This window comes from Ruegeria sp. BG10 (assembly GCF_056538575.1).
The window spans coordinates 1,911,019-1,928,711 of sequence record NZ_JBQFTI010000001.1 but is presented as its reverse complement, the minus strand read 5'-3'; the positions used below and the strand labels follow the sequence as shown (position 1 = coordinate 1,928,711).

Sequence of the window (17,693 nt, the reverse complement as noted above, 5' to 3'; positions counted from 1 at the left end):
GGCCGCGTCGGGTGATGCGGCCTTTTTAATGGGGTCAATTAGCCCAGATCATATTCCGGCCAAAGCTCCGGGTCGAACCCTTCCAGCATGGGCTGAATATGTCCGGACACGCTCTGCCACCCGCCGATGGACTTGGTTGAGATTTTCTTTCGCACCTGATCGATACTGGCAGTTCTGACCTGCTTGGTGTTTTTCTCGGGGTGCATCATGGTCTCGCTCCACCCGATGTCGCAGAACGCCGCCACCTTCTGGCTATAGGTTTTGGGGTCAGCGACCAGATCTTCGTAGGGGATCGTCAGGATCTTGTCGCCGAACACGGCATCCCAATGGGCCATATAGCGGCGGTACATATTCGCCGAGTGGGCAATTGCCTTGAGGTTCGACGCATAGCGCATCCCACCCGCAGGGAAGCGTCTGATCCATTTAGACAACCCGACATCCCTAGGGTCGCGCAGCATGTTGATAACCTTGGCATTGGGGAATGCCGACAGCAGGAAGCCCACGCGCTGATAATTATGCGGCATCTTGTCGACGAAGGCGACAGAGCCTTCGGGGATCGGAGGCATCAACTTGCGGAATTCCTGTGCGAATGCGGTGGCTTCCTTCACGCCAAATTTTTTGCGCCCTTTTGTGAATTCATGGGAAAGATCCCCACCAAGTGTCAACTCACCGCATCCCGCAATGTTAGGTGCAGAACTCAGCATCATTTCCATCAAAGTCGTGCCAGAGCGTGGTTGACCCAAAACAAAAACCGGAACCGGTGTTTCGCTTATGTCGGCTTTAGGGGGATATGGATCGATTGGGAACAGGCCGGTGATTTTCCGTTGCTTTTCCTCTTCCGCTGCAAAATCGTAAGGATTTGCGTCATGCTGAACTGCGTTCGCCCGCGCGTATTGCGGCAAAGCCGCGCCAAGGCCATTTTGTCTGGAAATCAGTTCAGCTTTGGCGAATTCCAATTCAGAATGTTCAGATTCATTGGCCTCTGCTACTGCCTCAACTGCAACCATCAAGTCAGACGCGTTTTCTTTGGTTGCGATAGTTGACAGTTGAAACAATGTAGCCAAGTGACCCGGGTTTTCGGCAATAATTTCCCTAAGTATCAATTCCGACCCATTTTTGTCTCCGCTTTGGTGAAGATCAATTGCCTTTTGATACGCTGCCTTTTGGTTCCGTGGGGCTAACTCATATGCTCGTGACAGGTCTTGGCTGCTTTCGTCAGTAAAGGCTATCCGGCCAAAAGCCCGCGCTCTGGCCAAGAGCAGATCGACATTGTCAGGATCATTAGCCAGCTTCCGCGTCGTGTACTCGATTATTGTGCGCCAATTGCCGCCTTTTTGCTGAATCTCGTCAATTACGCGCGTTAATTCTTTGTTATTGGGAAATTTTTCCAGGCTGTGTTCAGCGAATTCCAGCGCCTTGGCAATCTGCCCCGTCTGCATCAGCGCGTTCGCAAGATTTTCCACGAATTGCGGATCGTCCGGTTTCATCCGCGAAGCTTCGACAAAATGCGGGATGGATTTCTTGTACTGTTTCATTTCGGTCAGGACGAACCCCGAAATGGCGTGGAAATCCGAGTCCCCGGGGAATTTCTTGATGCCAATCTGTGCCTTTTTCAGCGCCTGCTGCAGCTTGCCCGCATCCAGAGCAGCCACCGCCTTGCCTTTGAGGGTTTTCGCTGATTGATTCTGCATGTGACCTCGTAAGACCCTGTGCCTGTAAGAAACGATTAGTGATGGTTCATTACCCATGTGTGGACGGTTTGCAATAACTCTTCCCAATGACGCCATGGCGCAGCTGTTTTCGGCACGACCCGCGAATACTTTGCCTTCGGTTCCAAACTTCAATGTCTGTCCGACCAATCAGGTCCATGCAGTGCGCGCGGGAGAGGGCGGGCGCAGGCTGGACCCGCTGCGTTGGGGGTTCTTGCCCCATTGGTACAAATCCGAAACGGCCGGACCGCTGCTGATCAATGCGCGGGCCGAAACGCTGGCGGACAAGCCTGCGTTCCGCGCCGCCTGTCGCGAACGGCGGTGCCTGATTGTCGCCACCGGTTTCTTTGAATGGACCAAGACGGAACAGGGCACTCGGCTGCCCTGGTATATCCATCGCAAGGATGGCGCGCCAATAGCCTTTGCCGGGGTCTGGCAGGACTGGGGGAAGGACGACGCACGGCAGGGGACCTGCGCCATTGTGACAACAGCCGCCAACAACCGTCTCAGCGCCGTCCACCACCGAATGCCCTTGATCCTCGAACCCGAAGACTGGCCGCTCTGGCTGGGTGAGGCGGGAAGAGGTGCCGCGCGTCTGATGCGGCCGTGTGCCGAAGAGGTTCTGGACTTTTTCCGCGTTGATCCGGCCGTGAATTCGAACCGGGCCAGCGGGCCGCAGCTGATCGAACCCGCGCCAACCTGACGGCGTGCCTTTTCTTTCCGAACCGCGCAAGATAGACCGCTGGCATGGCTTTGAAATTCACTGACCTGCCCGGCCTTTATGCGCATGATTTCGATACGGTGATCGACGTGCGCAGCCCCGCTGAATTCGCCGAGGACCACTTGCCCGGCGCCATCAACCTGCCGGTTCTGGACAATGAAGAACGCGCGCGCGTGGGCACGATCTATGTTCAGCAAAGCCCATTTCTGGCGCGCAAACTCGGGGCCGCGCTGGTGTTTCGGAACGTCGCCTATCACATCGAGCGCAGCCTATCGCACCACGAAGGCAGCTGGAAGCCATTGGTATATTGTTGGCGCGGCGGACAGCGGTCGGGGTCATTTACGTGGATGCTGCAACAAATCGGCTGGCGGGCTGAGGTAGTCGAAGGTGGATACCGCACCTATCGCCGGCTGGTGAACCGTTACCTGTATGACGATCCTCTGCCGCACCGGCTGATCGCGCTGGATGGGTATACAGGGACGGCCAAAACGGATCTGCTGGCGCATCTGAATGCGCGGGGCGTGCAGGTGCTGGACCTTGAAGGCATCGCCAACCATCGCGGGTCCCTGCTGGGCGAGATGCCGGGCGGACAACCCGGTCAGAAAGCCTTTGAATCCGCGCTGGCGGCTGCGCTCTGCGGTCTGGACACGGCGCGCCCGGTGGTGGTCGAGGCGGAATCGTCCAAGATCGGCTCGTTGATCCTGCCGCCGTCGCTCTGGACCGCGCTGCGCGCCGCGCCGCGCATTCAGATCAATGCACCGATCGGGGCGCGGACGGCCTATCTGGTCAGCGCCTATGACGACATCCTGTCCGATGTCGAGCGTATGCACGACCGCTTGTCTCCGCTGCGATTTCACCGGGGGCATGAGGTGGTGGATGGCTGGCTTGCCCTGCTCGAAGCTGGGAACAAGCAGGCGCTGACACGGGCATTGATGGACCAGCATTATGACCCGGCCTATGACAAATCCAGCCGTAACCGGGCCGCGGATATCCTGGCCCGGGTTGATGCTCCGGCGCTCGACGCGGCGGGTCTGAGCGACACAGCGGCACGGATCGAACGCATTCTGGCTCAGCTTTGAATGCGTATTCCGGGTGTGTTGGTGATCGAACCTATGATGACCGCCGGATAACCCGCGTGCTGCAAATCTTCGCAAACCCTCTGCGCCTGGTCGGCAGCGACGGCTGCCAGCAGACCTCCGGCAGTCTGCGGATCGAACAGCAGATCGGTCTTGTCTCCGGTGGGCAATTCGGGCGCGATTGTGCGGTTGTCGTCAAAAATCGTCGAACGGACGCCGCTTGCGCTCAGATCCAATGCCCCGGCCATCAGCGGGATCGCGTCGAGCTGGAGTGTGGCCCCGCATTCCGACGCTTCGCACATTCCCGCAAGATGTCCGGCCAGACCAAACCCGGTCACGTCGGTCATCGCGTGGGCGTCGGCCAGAACGCGCGACGCGCCGCCCTGTGGCTGCACCATCTGCCGAAAAGTATCGGCAACCCATCCGCCATCAGCTTGGCCGGCCATTTCTGCCGCCATCAGAATACCGCTGCCGATCGGTTTGGTCAGGATCAGCGCGTCTCCGGGTCGGGCGCCGGAGAGGGTGATCGGTTCCCTTTCGCATATGCCGGTCAGGGTAAAGCCGATGGTCATCTCATCACCCATTGAGCTGTGGCCGCCGACGATCTCGGCGCCCGCGGTTCGTATGACGTCGCTGGCGGTTGCCATAATCTCAGACATCGTACGGCGCTGTAGCTCGGGTGACATACGCGGCAGGATGATCGTCGCGGTTGCGGCCTGCGGGCTCGCCCCCATGGCCCAGATATCGCCCAATGCGTGAACGGCCGCGATGCGCGTCATCAAAACGGGATCATTGGTGAAGCTGCGCAGATGGTCCGAGGTCATCACCTGACGAACCGCGCCTGTGATCAGAAGGGCGGCATCGTCCTGCGGCAAGACCACGATGTCAGTGCGATCCGGCGCTGGCAGGGTGTCAAGCGCGGTTCGCAGCGCACCGCGCCCGACCTTGGCGCCGCAGCCGCCGCACATGGGCTTTTTCCCCAGCGCCTGTTCCAGCCCGTCCGCATACAAGCGGGGCAGGGCCGGGCGGGTCATCTGCGGCAGCTCCCGGAATTTGTTCATGAATGCCTGATCAATGTGGTTTTTCCATTTCCACATCAACGGACCGCTGATCGCCGTGCCGAACCGTTCAGCCAGCGCAGATTTGCGGCCCAGCGAAATCAGTTTCAGGTAGTCCGTCTGCGGTTTGTACCGCCGCATCCGACCCGCGCCCAAGGCTGCCCGCAGGTTGTCGAACAGAACCGGGGCTTCGCGAACGGCGTAAACACCGGCCTTGGGTCTTGGGTTTTCCGACAGATGGGCGCAATCACCAGCGGCGAAGATGGCCGGATCGCTGGATTGCAGGTGCGAATTCACGCGAATATAGCCGTCATGCAGATCGACGCCCATCTTCGCCATCCAGTCATAAGGGCGGGCGCCCGCGGCCCCGGTGATGAACGCCGCCTGAACCTCGCGGCCATTGTCCAGTATCACGCGGTCTTCGGCGATGCGCGCGATATTGACGTTTTCGATCACTTCAACGCCCAGCTCCGCCATCGCATTGCGAATGGTTGCAGCTGCCTTGTCGACCGTTGCAGTCAGGGCTGAGGCATTGTCGATCAACGTTATCTGCGCGTGTCTGCCTTTGAGGCGCAAGGCGTGCGCCATCGCCATGATCAGTTCAACCCCCGCGACGCCGCCGCCGATTACTGCGACCGAAGCATCCCCGCTGCCGCCAAGATACTCTGCCCATCTGGCAGCGAACGGGCCCAGCGGCTTTGCGGGAACCGCATGATCGGCGAACCCCGGCAGATAGGGCATATCGGATGTGATCCCCACATTGACCGAGGCGACATCGAACGCCACCGGCGGATGCCCGGGAAGGTGGATTTCACGCCGGTCGGTATCAATCCCGTCGACCGTTCCGAGAATGATCCGCGCACCCGCAAACCGGGCCAGCCGCACCAGATCAATGTCCAGAGCCCTGCGTTCGTAATGCCCGGCGACAAAGCCCGGCAGCATGCCGGAATAGGGCGCAGTGGGGCCGGGGTTGATCACGGTCAAACGCGCGCCGGGCAAGGGGCTCATGCCCCATTTACGCAGCACCAGCGCATGCGTATGGCCGCCGCCAATCAAAACCAGATCGCGGGTCAGGGGCAACGGAGGTTGGTGCATGGTACTCAGGTCTTGCTGTGGTCAGGTACGTCTTCGACCTGCTCGACCGCGTGGGTGGCCCAGAGCTCGTCCTCACCCGCATCCGGCAGATCGTCCGGCTTTTCATGGCGGTGAATGTGCCATTTGGCAATGAACAGGGCCGTGATCGGTGCGGTCAGGAACAGGAAAAGGGTGATCAGCAACTCGTGCAGGGACAGGTGATTTTCGATCACAACCGAGTGGATGATTGACGCGATCAGCACGCCACCAACACCCAGTGTCGTGGCTTTGGTCGGGGCGTGCAGGCGCGACATCGGGTCTTTCAGCTTGATCATTCCAAAGGACCCGACAAAGCCGAATATGCCCGAGACGATCAGAAAGAAGGCGACCAGAAACTCGAAGATGAAACTCATGGCGCCCTCACTCGATAATGTTGCCGCGCAACATGAAGCGCGCATAGGCCACGGTTGAGACGAAGCCCAGCATGGCAATTATCATCGCGGCTTCGAAAAAGATCTCGGTCTCCAACGCCAGACCGTAAAGGATCATCAGGGCGATGGTGTTGATGACCATCGTGTCGAGCGCCAGTACACGCGTGCCGACGCCATCGGCGGTGATGATGCGCCAAAGGCACATCATGATGGCGGCACCGAAACAGGCGAAGGCAAAATAAATCGCAAAGGTGATCATTCGAAAATCTCCTTCAGGCGGCGTTCATAGCGGTGCTTGATCTGGTCGCGCACGGCGTCGGGGTCGGGTGCATCCAGGCAGTGAACCAACAGGTTGTGGCCCTGCGCCGACAGATCGCAGCTGACCGTGCCGGGTGTCATGGTGATGGTTCCGGCCAATACCGTGATCGCCTCGGGGGTGCGCAGTTCCAGCGGGACGCAGATCCAGTTCGGCTGCCTGTCGGAATCGCGCTTGAACAGGATGATCCGCGCGACCGTGATATTGGCCATCACGATATCCCACAGCACCACCAGCATATATTCCACCACCATCGGCCAGTTCCGCAACCGGGGGCGGTCGGGCCAGTAGGGTTGCGTGATGAACGGGATGATGATCCCCAGGATCAGGCCAAATACCAGCGAGTTCAGCGACGGTTCGTTCGCCAGCAATATCCACACCACCGTCAGCAGAAATGTCAGATGGGGGTGGGGGAATATCCGGTGCAGAAGTCTCATCATTCTTCTCCTCCCAGGACGGCTGAAATATAGGTTTGGGGCGTAAACAACTGCTGGGCCGTTTTTTCGGCATAAGACAGGGCTGGTCCCGCAAATAGCGTCAGCATCACAAGACCCAAAACCGCGCCAAAGACGGCGGTGAAAGCTAGGCCGGGTTGCGGCTCGGGCGCGGGCAGGACCGCAACCTCGTCCTCGTCCTCGTCCTCCGGGGCCTGACCAGGGGCTTGCCCGGCGTCGTGGCTTTTCCAGAAGATCAGAGAGCCCGCGCGCGCAAGCCCGACTATGGTAACAAAAGACCCGATCAGGATCACGGCCCAGATCGCGTTTGCGTCCGGCGCGTCGCGCGCTGCGTCCAGCACCAGCAGCTTGCCGACAAACCCCGAAAGCGGCGGCATACCGGCCAGCGCGATGGCCCCCACAAAGAACAGCGCCGAGATCAACCCGCTCTGCGGCATTGGCACCTTGGGCACAATCGCGCCACCGCGGCGTTCCATCACAAGGTCGGCCACCAGAAACATCAGCGCCGTCGCCAGCGTCGAGTGATAGATATAGTAAAGCGCAGCAGCGGTTGCGGTCTCGGTGAACAGCGATATCGCGATCAGCAGCGTGCCCATGGACGTGATGGCGCAGAAGGCGACCATCCGCGCGATGTGCTGTGCCCCCAGAATGCCGATCGCGCCGATCGCCAGCGTCACCAGCGCTGCGGGTTGCAGCCATGCGCCGACAAGACCCTGCGTTGCCGCAAGATCAGGCCCGAAGGTCAGCGTGTACATCCGCAGGATCGAGTAGGCCCCCACCTTGGTCATGATCGCGAACAGTGCCGCCACGGGAAGGGGGGCATTGGCATAGCTGGCCGGCAGCCAGAAATGCAGGGGCAGTACGGCCGCCTTGATGCAGAACACCAGCAGCAGCAGCACGGCCCCCACGCGCAACAGCGCGGTGTCCTCAGCCGGCAGTTCCGCCACACGCACTGCCATATCCGCCATGTTCAACGTGCCGGTCACGGCATAAAGCGTGCCGAGGGCAAACAGGAACAGGGTCGAGCCCAGCAGGTTATACACCACATATTGAACTCCGGCCTTAAGCCGTACGGAACCGCCTCCATGTGTCATCAGGCCATATGAGGCGATCAGCAACACCTCGAAAAACACGAAAAGGTTAAAGGCATCGCCGGTCAGGAAAGCACCGCAGACGCCCATAAGTTGGAAATGGAACAGGGCGTGGAAATGCTTGCCCCTGTCATCCCATCCTGACGCGATGGCGTAAAGCACGATGGGCAGGGCCAGCAGGGCGGTCAGCAGCACCATCATCGCCGACAGGCGATCCAGCACCAGAACGATGCCAAAGGGTGCCGGCCAGTCGCCCAGCTCATATACCTGGATTTCACCGCCGGCAGCCTGTGCCGTGACCGTCAGCGCGATGCCCAGCAGACCCACGACACCGGCGACCGAGAAGATGCGCTGCAGGTCCAGGTGATAGCGCAGGACCATGATGATGAACGGAGCCAGGATCGCGGGCAGGACGATCGGCGCAACGATCCAGTGGTTCATGCGTCTTCTCCTGCCGCGTCCACGCTGTCCTGCGCGGTCATGTCGATATGGTCGTCCTTCGACGACAGGTACGCACTGAGCGCGATCATCACGATCACCGCCGTCATCCCGAACGAGATCACGATGGCCGTCAGCACTAGCGCCTGCGGAAGCGGGTCGGTATAGGTGACCTCTTCGTATTTGTTCAGCACGGCGGGCGCGTCCAGCGCCAGACGCCCCGTGGCGAACAGGAACACGTTGACCGCATAGGTGATCAGGGACAGCCCCAGAATGACGGGAAATGTCCGGCGGCGCAGGATCAGGAAAATCCCGGCTGCGGTCATGACGCCTACGGCGGAGGCTACGAGCGCTTCCATCAGGCCTGCTCCTTCTCTTGGTCTTGGTCCGAGGGGTCATCCCGCAGCGGGTTGATATCCATCGGGAATTCCTGTGCCATACCCGGCTGCCACGCGAACCGCGACAGGCTGTCCAGCGCCAGCATCACCGCGCCCAGAACCGCCAGGAACACGCCTGTATCGAACAGGATGGCTGTGGCCCATTCAAACTCTTCCAGAGGTGGCCAGTGGATATATCCGAAATCGCTGGTCAGGAACGGGCGTTCGTTGAACCAGGCCCCGATCCCGGTTGCGGCAGCGATCAGAACGCCCCAGCCGATTGTCCCGTGGTAATAGAACCTCTGCCGTTCAATGGCCCAGGTATAGCCGCTGGCCATGTACTGCATCAGGAACGCAATCGCGACGATCAGCCCGGCGATGAACCCGCCGCCCGGCTGGTTATGGCCCCGGAAAAAGATATAGGCCCCGACCATCAGCGCGATCGGCATCATCACGCGGGTCGCCACCACCATCATCAACGGGTGTGAATCGCCCGATTGGGGCCAGTGCGGCTTGCGGTTCAGCAGATAGCCGCGGACGTTCGAACTCAGCACGGATTCGGTCAGGGCAAAGATGATCAGGGCGGCGATGCCCAGCACGATGATCTCGCCAAAGGTATCAAAACCCCGGAAGTCCACCAGGATCACGTTGACCACATTGGTGCCGCCGCCGCCCTTGTACGAGTTGGCCAGATGGAAATCCGAGATAGTCGGAAAGGCAAAGTCCCGCATCATCAGCGCGTAGATCAGAGCACCCGAACCGATGCCGGCCACGACCGATATCGCTGCATCCCGCCAGCGCCGCGCCGCGCTGCTGTCCCACGGCGTATCCGTCGGCAGGAAGTTCAGCGACAGCAACAACAGGATCATCGTCACCACCTCGACCGAGATCTGCGTCAGGGCCAGATCCGGGGCCGAGAGGTAGTTGAATGCCATCGAGACGATCAGGCCAACAACGCCGATCAGCACCAGCGACAACAGGCGGTTCCTGTGGAACCACATGATCGCCAGCGTCGCACCGACAAGGCAAATCCAGCCGATGATCGGAATGATCGGGGCAGGCAGCGGTGCCCGCGTTTCCAGACCGATAGAGCCTGTGGAGTAGGCGTAATATCCCAGCCCCACGGTGAACGCGACCATGATAATCGCATAGCGGCTGATGACACCATTGTGCAGCGTGTCGGTGATCCAGCGGCTCAGCGTTGTCAGCGCGCCGATCACGGCGTCGAAAATGACCTTGGCTTCGGGTCTGGGCAGGGCGTTCCATACCAGCTCGCCCCGGCGATGCAGGGCCAACAGGAAAAGCCCGCCCAGCGTGGCCACGACCGACATGTAAAGCGCGGGCGTAAAGCCATGCCACAGTTTCAGCGAATAATAAGGCAGCTTTTCCCCGCCGATGACGGCACTGGATACGACTGCGACCAATGGTCCAACAAGCGCGGCGGAATAAAGGCCGATCAGTACGACCAGCACGACAAGGAAGGCCGGCGCCAGCCACAGCCCGACCGGCGGGTCATGCGGGTGATGGGGATAATCGGTGCGCTGCGGGCCAAGGAAAACGTGGCTGACAAAGCGAAAGGAATACGCCGCCGAAAACAGCGCCGCCAGCAAGGCCAGACCGGGCACCAGATAATGTGAATTCAACCATGTTGTGTGAACGGTCTCCTCCAGCATCATCTCTTTCGACAAAAAGCCGTTCAGTGGCGGCAGGCCCGCCATGGAAAGCGCCGCGATCGTGCCGATGGTAAACGTGATCGGCATCAGATGCCGCAATCCGCCCAGTCGCTTGACGTCGCGCGTGCCGGTTTCGTGATCCACGATCCCGGCGGTCATGAACAGCGCGGCCTTGAAGGTCGCGTGGTTGATGATGTGGAAAATGGCGGCTACGGCGGCGATTTTGGTGCCAAAGCCCAAAAGCATCGTCACCAGACCCAGATGCGAGACGGTGGAAAACGCCAGCAATGCCTTCAGGTCGTCCTTGAACAGCGCGATGCAGGCGCCGATCAGCATCGTCACCAGACCCGTGGTTGCAACGATATAGAACCACGCATCGGTTCCCGCCAGAACCGGCCACATCCGCGCCATCAGGAAAAGCCCGGCTTTCACCATCGTGGCAGAATGCAGATAGGCCGAGACCGGCGTTGGTGCGGCCATCGCGTGCGGCAGCCAGAAATGGAACGGGAACTGTGCCGATTTGGTGAAACAGCCCAGCAGGATCAGGATCAATGCGGGCATGTAATAGGGTGAGGCCTGGATCAGCTCTTTGTTCTGCAGAATGACGCTCAGGTCATAGGACCCTACGATATTGCCCAAAATCAGCATGCCGGCGATCATCGCCAATCCGCCCGAACCGGTCACTGCAAGCGCCATTCGCGCGCCCTGCCGCCCGGCGGGCAGGTGTTTCCAATATCCGATCAAAAGGAATGAGCTTAACGACGTAAGCTCCCAGAAAATAAGCAGAAGAAGGACGTTGTCGGACAGAACGATCCCGACCATCGCGCCCTGAAACAGCAGCAGATAGGAATAAAACTGCCCCATCGGGTCCTCGCGCGACAGATAGAACCGCGCGTAAAGGATGATCAGCAACCCGATACCCAGGATCAGCAGGGCAAACAGAAACCCAAGCCCGTCCAGCATGAAATTCGCGTTCAGGCCCAGGCCCGGTATCCAGTCGAACCGCGCAGTCACCACATCTCCGCGCATGACCGAGGGGATGTGGATCAAAAGCCCCATCAACGCCAGGAAGGTTGTCAGACCTGCCGCCGAGGCTGCTGCGTTTCGTCCCGCCCGGATCAGAAGGGCTGGGAATACAGCTCCGAGAAAGGGAAGGGCCGCGATGAGGAATAGGGACAAGTGCGATACTCCGGTCTGGGCGGTCAAAAGTGGTATTGATTTTGTAAGGATAATTTTCAAACTGTCCAGCTATTGCAAGTTTGCCGGTTGGTTCCATGGCGATGGGACAGGGCCGTTTTCCGGTACGAAATTATGACGCGAACTTGATCTGCGGCGCAAAATTCGGCGCGGAATTGAAACGTGGAATGTGGTAAAAGCACCGCAGCATGTCAGGAGAGTGCAGCGTGTCGAACAAAGTGAACCGAACGCGTCGGTGGGTTCTGTTGGGTGGCGCCGCTGTTGTGGCGGGCGGATTCGCGATCCGTGAATACCGCCTGATTCCACCGGTTTACGCGGGCGGACAGCTGAGCGTCGACGACGCGCACCAACAGGCCCTGTCCGGTCAGGTCGTGTTGATAGATATCCGCACCCCCAAAGAGTGGCAGGCCACTGGAATTGGCCAAGGCGCGCAGCCGCTGGATATGCGCCGCGACGACTTCATAGCGGCACTGGAACAACTCACCGGCGGAAACCGCGCCGCTCCGGTCGCGTTGATCTGCGCACGCGGGGTACGTTCGGCTCGGTTGAGCAACCAGCTGACTGAGGCCGGCTTTACCCAAGTCATCGACGTGCCCGAAGGCATGCTGGGCTCGGCCGCAGGTCCCGGATGGGTGCGCGCGGGATTGCCGATACAGAAAATCAACGGGAGATCGGAATGATCCGAACACTAACTCTGGCCACCGGTTTCGCATTGATCGGGCAGGCCGGTTTTGCCGCATGCGCCGATCAGGAGGGCATGTGCGAAACTGCGTCAGGCGGTTACCACATAGAACTGCCCGCCGCCGAGAACCCGCCGATGGTCGTGTTCCTGCATGGCTATGGCGGCACGGCCACCGGAACGATGAAGAACCGGGGCATGGTCGAGCCTTTGCTGGCGCGGGGCTATGCGGTGATGGCCCCGGAAGGATCAGAGCGCAACGGTCGCCAAAGCTGGAATTTCTTTCCCGGATGGGAAGGGCGGGATGAAACCGCCTTTCTGACCGAAGTGGTTCGGGATGCCTCGGACCGATTTGGCGTCGATGCGGATCGCGTTGTTCTGGGTGGGTTTTCCGCAGGCGCATTCATGGTCTATTACCTCGCCTGTGCGGCACCGGACACGTTTTCGGCCTATGCGCCGGTTTCAGGCGGCTTCTGGCGTCCGCACCCTGTGTCCTGCGACGGGCCGGTGCGCATGTTCCACACCCATGGCTGGACTGACAATGTGGTACCGCTGGAGGGGCGATTGCTGGGCGGCGGCCGCTTCCAGCAAGGGGATATCTATGCCGGCCTGGAAATCTGGCGCGTGGCCAACGGATGTGCCGACCACAAACCCACCGGGTTCAGCACCACGGACCAGTTCCTGCGCCGCAGGTGGACGACCTGCGCCGAAGGTGGCGCGTTGGAATTCGCGCTGTTTCCCGGTGGGCACAACGTACCCAATGGCTGGGCGGACATGATGGTGGATTGGTACGAGGGGTTGCCGGGTGGCTGATCACTCGGCCGGGGTCATGATGCCTTTGCCTTCGATCACCCGCTTCAACTCGTTCCGGTGACGCCGGGCTGAACGGGTGATGGCGGGCTCATGAAAATCCTCTTTCATCCCGACCATGCGTCGCGCGGCCCCGGCTGACACACCGCTGAGCGCCGACAGCGGGATCGCAAAGGCCAGACTGACGGCAATCGGCGCCAGCCAGATCGATACAAGGCCGGACAGGATGCCCGCGCTCAACGCGATGCCGCTGACGGTTTCCAGCATGTGGCACAGGATCAGCGTACGCATGCTGTAGCTGCCGCCGTCGCGCGCCTGAGGGGACCAGCCCCTTTGTACGCCCAGAGCGGTGCGGAACACTGCGATCATCTGCTGCACCATCAGGATCGGCGCATAGAGGATCGACAGGACCACCTCGGCCAGAAAAGACGTCAGGAATTTCCAGCCGCCGCCAAATTCCGCATAGCGCACCCCGCTGAGGGGCAGGGCCAGAACACCCAGCACCTTGGGGGCCAGCAGCATCGCGTACATCACCAGAATGATCAGCACATGGCGGGTTTCCGACATCTCGGGCCATTGCGGAAACAGCGGGTTGTCGGGGCTGAAATAATGCAGGACCGAGGCGTCCTCGCCCTGACCGATCAGCGCCCACATCACCAGCAGGGCGAACCATAGCGGCGACATCAGGTACCCTACGGCACCATGGAACATGTGGAACCGCGAAACGGCGCGAAAACCCGTCGAACCCAGCAGTTTCAGATGTTGCAGGTTGCCCTGACACCAGCGCCGGTCCCGCAGGGCGTGGTCGATCAGCGTGGGCGGGGTTTCCTCATACGATCCGCGGATGCGCGGCAGGAACCGCACAGCCCATCCGGCGCGGCGCATCAGGCCGGCCTCGACGAAATCGTGGCTCATGATCAGCTTTTCCTGACCATTATAAGCTCGCAGTTTTGGCAGACCGGCACTGCTGGCAAAGGCCCGCGTGCGGATGATGGCGTTGTGGCCCCAGTAATTGCCTTCCTGCCCGCACCAGCGCGCCAGACCTTCGGCAAAGGCGATGCCGTAGACGCCGTTGGCGAATTGCTGCATCCGGGCAAAGACCGACTGCGCGCCTATCAGTTGCGGATAGCTCTGGATCAGGCCCGCCCCGGGATCGCGCGCCAGCGCGTCGGTCAGGCGCGCGATGGCGCGGCCGGTCATCAGGCTGTCGGCATCCAGTACCAGCATCGCATCCCAATCCGCACCCCAACGGCTGACCCAGTCTGCAATATTTCCAACCTTGCGGTCCGTATTCTGTGCGCGGCGGCGGTAATACAGTTCCAGCCCGGGGGCGAGGGTGGTGCGCAGCGCCTCGATACTGGCCTGTTCTTGCGCCGCGATCTCTGGGTCACGGGTGTCGGACAGGATGAACATGGCATAGTGGTGCTGTCCGCCCCGCGTGCGCAAGTCCTCAAGCATCGAGCGGGCATTGCCCAGCACGTTCCACGGCACCTCGTTGTAGACCGGCATCAGCAGGGCCACGCGCAAGGGTTGTGGTCGGGTGTCGCGCTTCGGCGCTTCCTGCCGCGACAGGGACACCATGCCCAGCAACACGGTGCAGACCGTGAAGGAAATCCAGAAAAAGTTGAACGAGATCAGCGCCAGCAGGATGCCTTCGATCAGGTTGATCCCCTCGGCCCCGAACCAGTCGCTCATGACCCAGAGCAAACCCAACGTCGCGGCCATTGCGGGTGAAAACGCCAGCGCGCGCCAGAACCCGGCCGAAGCGGGCCTGCCCGCCTGTGGCACCTGCGCATCCCGGAACCCCGCGCTGAAATCCTGCGCAGGCATGGCCAGGGGCGCCTCGGGTGGCATGATATGAAGATCCCGGCTCATGTGGTCCAACGGTAGAGCCAGACCTCTGAGGCCGGCTGTTTGTCCTTCAGCAACTGCGCGCGCAGTTCAACATGGTTCCGGTCGCCCGGCTCGAATGAGAATGCCAGGCGCAGCCCGCCAGTGTCCGGGTTGCGTTGCAGGACGCCATCGGACGTGTCGGCGTGCGGGGAATCCACGAAGATGGTCATCGCCTCGGGGTCTTCGAACAGTTGGCTGGCTTCGAAGTCGATAACGGCAAGACGTCCCTCGCCAAAAGTATTTTCGCCCATTGCGGTGTTGATGACGCGCGGCATGGGCGTGCGCTGCGGTTCTTCACCCCAGATCAGACGGTAGGACAGATCGACCTGACTACCCACCGCGTAAGGTTCCATCGGGCGCCAATAGGCAACGATATTGTCATAGATCTCCTGATCGGCCGGAATTTCGACCAGCGTGACGGTGCCTTTTCCCCAATCGCCATTGGGTTCGACCCAAAGGCCCGGGCGTTTGTGGTAATTTGCCTCAAGGTCGGCATAGTCCGAGAATTCGCGTTTCCGCTGCATCAGTCCAAATCCGCGCGGGTTCATATCGACAAAGGACGAAATCTGCAGCCGCGTCGGGTTGGCCAGCGGTCGCCACAGAACCTCGCCCGCGCCATTGCGGATCATCAATCCGTCGCTGTCATGCACGGCGGGGCGGAAATCGTCAAAGCGGCTGTGGTTGGTCTGATCGAACAGGAACATCGACGTTCCCGGGGCGATCCCCACATGGGTCAGGTCTTCGCGCGGAAACAGCGTCGCCTCGATATCCATCACGCAATCTGCGCCGGCGGTGACGTCGAACCGGTATGCTCCGGTGACACTCGGGCTGTCCATCAGGGCGTGGACCACCATGTTGCGCTGGCCCGGTTCCGGACGTTCCAGCCAAAAGCGGATGAATTCAGGGAATTCCTCGCCATCCGGATCGCCGGTCTTCAGGGCAAGGCCCCGGGCGGACAGGCCATACACCTCATGCAGGCCGATGGCACGGAAATAGCTGGCACCCTGCCAGACGCAGAACTCATCGGTCTTGCCGGGGCGATGCATCTCGGTACGCAGGCGCAGGCCGGAAAAACCCAGCGTGTCGTCGATCGGCAGTTCAGGTACATCTTCGGACTTGTCGAACATTGCCAGATCAAAGGCCACGGGCTTGGTCATCCCGTTTTCAACTGTCGACACTTTGACCGTGCGGGGGAAATACAGGCCGGGGGTGAAGAAATCGACGTTGAAGGGCGTCTCGGTCTCGTACCAAAGCGCGCGGTCCAGTCGGAACCGGATCGAGCGGTATTGCTGATAAGTCAGGTCCTGCCATTCCTGCGGCACCATTTCGCGCTCGGCAAAGGGACGGCTGGCCAGATCACGCGCCAGCGCTATGACGTCGTTGCGGTCAAACGGAACCTCGCCACCTGTGGCAAAAGTCGCCGGAGCGAAGGCCAGTGCCGAGGTTGAGGCTAGGAATGCGCGGCGCGTAAAGTTCATTTCTTCGACTTCCAGGGGTGTGATTTGAACCAAGCGGCCAAATAGGCCACACCGATGATCATGGCAAAGCCAATCATGTTGGCGACGAAAACACTGGCAACATCCCGCCCAGAGAGGTCAAGCCCGACGCCGATAAGCCGTGCTGCTGCCATGGAAAATACGAATACCGCCAGCGATTGCTGCCCGACCTTGGTGATCACCGTCAGCAGGAACTGCCAGACACGTGCCGCCGCGCCATGCCCTGTTGCGATCAGCCTATGGCCATGCTCGCCCGCGACGACCCAGCCCAGATAGGCCAGCGATAGAAAGTGCAGATAGCGGAACAGGCCGAAATCCGTCTTGTCGCGGAATTCCTTCGTCACTGGCCAGACCTTGCGGATTTCACCGGCCAGATCAGGCGCCGCGGCATTGATCCAGGTGAACACTTTCCACGACCCGAAAGGCATGGACAGAATCAGAAACAGCGCCGCTGCCCAGATCAGCGTTTTCGACACCGGAGGGGCCGGTATCCAGCCGCGCATAAAGGCAAAGCCAGTGAAAAACAGCAATTGCCAGCCAAACGGGTTGAAGAACCATTGACGCTCCGACCACGGCTCGGCGGGAAGATCAAGGTAATCGAATTGAGCCACCAGCCAGATCGCGACCGACGTTGCCGCAACGGCCCAGAACCCGATCCGGGACAGGCCCATGAACAGCGGCATCATCGCCAGAACCACCAGATACATCGGCAGGATGTCAAAATAGTTCGGCACGTAGGTCAATGTGAACATCCCAATGATCTGCGGCGCGGGATCATTGAAGAAATGCTGCAGGTTCAGGGACGAGACATAGGTTTTCTCGAACAACCCGGTCTGATCCAGCGCCGCCATGCTCATGGCCACAAAGAAGAACAGACAGATATGCGCCCAGTAGACCTGCCAGATGCGGAAGGCCACGCGGGCGGTGCCCATCCACCAGCCTTTGCGCGCGAATGCGCCGCCAAAGGCAATGGCCGAGGCCATGCCCGAACAGAAAACGAAAATCTCGGTGGCGTCGGAAAACCCGAACCGGGCGGGAATCCATTTGGCCCAGGGATCGTTCGGAATATGCGCGATCAGGATGATGAACATCGCGATACCGCGGTAAAAATCCAGCCGCGGGTCGCGCGTACCTGCAGAGGTGGCCGCCGAAGCCGCCACCGGCGCAAAATCAGAAGCGGGCGATGCAGTCGCCATACG

15 protein-coding genes are annotated in these 17,693 nt (G+C 60.4%); 4 read left to right on the top strand and 11 right to left on the bottom strand.

Features of this window, described 5'->3' with window-relative positions:
- Nucleotides 1–38: 38 nt before the first annotated feature.
- On the bottom strand, nt 39–1,691 hold the full coding sequence (locus tag ACR0D8_RS09545; protein WP_480645899.1) for a tetratricopeptide repeat-containing sulfotransferase family protein: 1,653 nt from the start codon (nt 1,689–1,691) through the stop codon (nt 39–41).
- A gap of 55 nt (nt 1,692–1,746) precedes the next feature.
- On the opposite strand from ACR0D8_RS09545, the gene ACR0D8_RS09540 reads away from it, so the two are divergent.
- Both ACR0D8_RS09540 and mnmH read left to right on the top strand, forming a co-directional pair.
- A complete protein-coding gene (locus ACR0D8_RS09540; RefSeq protein WP_480645898.1) occupies nt 1,747–2,412 on the top strand; it encodes an SOS response-associated peptidase in 666 nt (221 codons plus the stop codon).
- A 44-nt stretch (nt 2,413–2,456) separates the two neighbouring features.
- A complete protein-coding gene (gene mnmH / locus ACR0D8_RS09535) occupies nt 2,457–3,509 on the top strand; it encodes a tRNA 2-selenouridine(34) synthase MnmH (protein WP_480645897.1) in 1,053 nt (350 codons plus the stop codon).
- On the opposite strand, the gene selD is transcribed toward mnmH, so the two are convergent.
- From selD to ACR0D8_RS09500, 7 genes are read right to left on the bottom strand one after another with little or no spacing between them, the layout of a single operon-like run.
- On the bottom strand, nt 3,500–5,659 hold the full coding sequence (gene selD, locus ACR0D8_RS09530; RefSeq protein ID WP_480645896.1) for a selenide, water dikinase SelD: 2,160 nt from the start codon (nt 5,657–5,659) through the stop codon (nt 3,500–3,502). The two genes, mnmH and selD, sit on opposite strands and share 10 nt — an antisense overlap.
- Nucleotides 5,660–5,664: 5 nt before the next feature.
- Nucleotides 5,665–6,051 (bottom strand): Na+/H+ antiporter subunit G, encoded by a 387-nt coding sequence (locus ACR0D8_RS09525; protein WP_475162158.1) that lies wholly within the window; start codon nt 6,049–6,051, stop codon nt 5,665–5,667.
- Between the two features lie 7 nt (nt 6,052–6,058).
- A complete protein-coding gene (locus ACR0D8_RS09520; RefSeq protein ID WP_480645895.1) occupies nt 6,059–6,328 on the bottom strand; it encodes a K+/H+ antiporter subunit F in 270 nt (89 codons plus the stop codon).
- Nucleotides 6,325–6,822, bottom strand: a complete 498-nt coding sequence (locus ACR0D8_RS09515) for a Na+/H+ antiporter subunit E (protein ID WP_475163471.1) — start codon at nt 6,820–6,822, stop codon at nt 6,325–6,327. Before ACR0D8_RS09515 ends, ACR0D8_RS09520 begins: the two co-directional genes overlap by 4 nt.
- Nucleotides 6,822–8,372, bottom strand: a complete 1,551-nt coding sequence (locus tag ACR0D8_RS09510; RefSeq protein ID WP_480645894.1) for a monovalent cation/H+ antiporter subunit D — start codon at nt 8,370–8,372, stop codon at nt 6,822–6,824. Before ACR0D8_RS09510 ends, ACR0D8_RS09515 begins: the two co-directional genes overlap by 1 nt.
- On the bottom strand, nt 8,369–8,728 hold the full coding sequence (locus ACR0D8_RS09505; RefSeq protein WP_475162154.1) for a Na+/H+ antiporter subunit C: 360 nt from the start codon (nt 8,726–8,728) through the stop codon (nt 8,369–8,371). The genes ACR0D8_RS09510 and ACR0D8_RS09505 overlap by 4 nt, the downstream gene beginning before the upstream one ends.
- Nucleotides 8,728–11,598 (bottom strand): monovalent cation/H+ antiporter subunit A, encoded by a 2,871-nt coding sequence (locus tag ACR0D8_RS09500; RefSeq protein ID WP_480645893.1) that lies wholly within the window; start codon nt 11,596–11,598, stop codon nt 8,728–8,730. Before ACR0D8_RS09500 ends, ACR0D8_RS09505 begins: the two co-directional genes overlap by 1 nt.
- 206 nt (nt 11,599–11,804) lie before the next feature.
- On the opposite strand from ACR0D8_RS09500, the gene ACR0D8_RS09495 reads away from it, so the two are divergent.
- The gene (locus ACR0D8_RS09495) at nt 11,805–12,296 is read left to right on the top strand and encodes a rhodanese-like domain-containing protein (RefSeq protein WP_480645892.1); all 492 of its coding nucleotides are present in this window, start codon (nt 11,805–11,807) and stop codon (nt 12,294–12,296) included.
- Nucleotides 12,293–13,108, top strand: a complete 816-nt coding sequence (locus ACR0D8_RS09490) for a CE1 family esterase (protein ID WP_480645891.1) — start codon at nt 12,293–12,295, stop codon at nt 13,106–13,108. Before ACR0D8_RS09495 ends, ACR0D8_RS09490 begins: the two co-directional genes overlap by 4 nt.
- Here the strand turns inward: ACR0D8_RS09490 and mdoH are convergent, their stop codons facing one another.
- From mdoH to ACR0D8_RS09475, 3 genes are read right to left on the bottom strand one after another with little or no spacing between them, the layout of a single operon-like run.
- On the bottom strand, nt 13,109–14,980 hold the full coding sequence (gene mdoH / locus ACR0D8_RS09485; protein ID WP_480645890.1) for a glucans biosynthesis glucosyltransferase MdoH: 1,872 nt from the start codon (nt 14,978–14,980) through the stop codon (nt 13,109–13,111).
- Nucleotides 14,977–16,476, bottom strand: a complete 1,500-nt coding sequence (locus ACR0D8_RS09480; protein ID WP_480645889.1) for an OpgD/OpgG family glucan biosynthesis protein — start codon at nt 16,474–16,476, stop codon at nt 14,977–14,979. Before ACR0D8_RS09480 ends, mdoH begins: the two co-directional genes overlap by 4 nt.
- Nucleotides 16,473–17,690, bottom strand: a complete 1,218-nt coding sequence (locus tag ACR0D8_RS09475; protein WP_475162137.1) for an OpgC family protein — start codon at nt 17,688–17,690, stop codon at nt 16,473–16,475. Before ACR0D8_RS09475 ends, ACR0D8_RS09480 begins: the two co-directional genes overlap by 4 nt.
- Nucleotides 17,691–17,693 lie beyond the last annotated feature (3 nt).